Source organism: uncultured Fretibacterium sp. (genome assembly GCF_938040765.1).
In the GTDB taxonomy this organism is placed as follows: Bacteria; Synergistota; Synergistia; order Synergistales; family Aminobacteriaceae; genus CAJPSE01.
This window is the reverse complement of record NZ_CALIAA010000271.1, coordinates 1-1,767: the sequence shown is the minus strand read 5'-3', so window position 1 is coordinate 1,767 and position 1,767 is coordinate 1. Positions and strand designations below refer to the sequence as shown.

Here is a 1,767-nt window from a genome sequence, read left to right as displayed (position 1 = left end):
TGCTCAACCGCGCGATCTCCGAGCGTTACGCGCACGGCTCCACCTTCAAGGTCCGCGTGTGCACGAAGTGCCTCAAGTCCGGCTTCGTCAAAAGGGCAGCCTCGGCAGCCTGATCTGCGGGGACGGGACAAAAGAGAATCGGTGCGGAATCCTTCGGGATTCCGTTTGTTTTTTATGTCTCCCCGGGAGCGCGCTTCGGGCCTGAGCCCCTCCTTCGCTCCGCCTGCGCCGCCGCGACCCTGCGGCCTCGTTTCCTCCGTCCGTGTATTCTACCGTAATCGGAAACAAAGGACAAACCTCTGCTTCGGAGGGCGCGAGAAACAGGAGGAGACGAACGGGGCTTCTCATGCCGTGATTCTTGCAAAGGGCACAGCCCGAAGCCGTCGGCGGGACGATATAATAAGGTAGGACAAGGAAGACGACGGAGGGATCGCTATGGGGTCCGAGGACCGCTACTGCAAGACGTATTCCATCTCATGGGAGAAGATCCATCAGGACTGCAAGTCCCTGGCGGAAAGGCTCCACGGGATGGGAAGATGGGAGCGCATCGTGGGGATCGCCCGGGGGGGACTGGTCCCAACGGCGATCGTCGCACGGGAGCTGGGCATCAGGCTGGTCGATACCGTCTGCATCTCGAGCTACACTCTCAGGACCCAGGGCAGGCCCAACATCCTGAAGGGAATCACCACCGAGGACGGGGGCAGAAACTGGCTTATTGTCGACGACCTCGTGGACACGGGCAAAACGGCACAGGTCGTGCGCGCCCTCCTTCCCAACGCCTGCTTCGCCACGGTCTACGCAAAGCCCGAGGGGCGTCCCTTCGTGGACACCTTCATCACGGAGGTCTCCCAGGACACATGGATCCTCTTTCCATGGGATGCGGAGTACGCCTACAGCAAGCCGCTGGTGGAGGACGCCTGAGCCGCGGACGGGGGAAGCGGCAGTACCGCTCCCTCCCGTCCCCAATCGGCTCGCTCGGATCCGGAGCCGAATCACGCCTGAAGATCCAGCGCCCTGCCCATACCCATCGACTGCAGAAGCTGGGTCATCGTCGCCTGCTGAAGGTCCATGACGTTCCTCAGCACCGACACCTGCACCGCGGAGCTCACCCGCGCGGCGGCCATTTCCATGGAGTACCTTGCGACGTCTCCTGATATATCCATGGCGTCTCACCTCCTTTCCTGCGATGTTTCGCCCCCACCGCGCCGGAACCGCGGCCCCGATGGGGATCTCAAACAGGACAACCTGTTTTCTGAGGGAGGATACGTTATGCTGAACTATCTCGAATTCGCCGGCTGGCTCATCTTAATCACCTGGATCGCCTCATATGTGTTCCCGCGCTACATCATGCCGTCCCTCCATCCTCTCTACGACGCACTGGAGGAACTCCACGGCGGGAGCGGAGGAATGGGCTTCCTCGGGGCTCCCCTGTCCCTGCTCTTCCAGATTATCCTCTCCCTGGCCCTGACCTGGCTCCTGACGGGCTGGTCGGCCTGGTGCGTGCTCTACTGCAGGGCCTACACCCGCGGCATGACCACCGGCCGGATTCAATATTACCTCACCGGCCTCTTCTGCTGCGAGTTCGCGCTCTCCCGAATGGCGAAGGCCGACCGCTACCGGGGGTTCTTCCTGTCCGTACTCCCCTTCGCCATGGCTATGGGCGCCTTCATCGTGTACAGCGTCAACCCCGCCTCCATCAGAAAGATGTACCCCTGGCTGGTGCGCTGGATGGGCTTTTACTTCTAGCCCGGCGTCCGCTCGGCCCCC

General features: G+C 62.1%; 3 protein-coding genes. 2 read left to right on the top strand and 1 reads right to left on the bottom strand.

All coding sequences use genetic code 11. The annotated features are described in order from the left end of the window. Positions 1-435: 435 nt before the first annotated feature. Entirely contained in the window at positions 436-921 is a 486-nt protein-coding gene (gene gpt, locus Q0176_RS09670; protein WP_299302169.1) for a xanthine phosphoribosyltransferase, read from the top strand. A 71-nt stretch (positions 922-992) separates the two neighbouring features. Here the strand turns inward: gpt and Q0176_RS09665 are convergent, their stop codons facing one another. Next, on the bottom strand, positions 993-1,163 hold the full coding sequence (locus tag Q0176_RS09665) for a YjfB family protein (RefSeq protein WP_299302167.1): 171 nt from the start codon (positions 1,161-1,163) through the stop codon (positions 993-995). Positions 1,164-1,269: 106 nt separating this feature from the next. On the opposite strand from Q0176_RS09665, the gene Q0176_RS09660 reads away from it, so the two are divergent. Further along, the gene (locus Q0176_RS09660; protein ID WP_299302164.1) at positions 1,270-1,746 is read left to right on the top strand and encodes a hypothetical protein; all 477 of its coding nucleotides are present in this window, start codon (positions 1,270-1,272) and stop codon (positions 1,744-1,746) included. Positions 1,747-1,767: the final 21 nt, after the last annotated feature.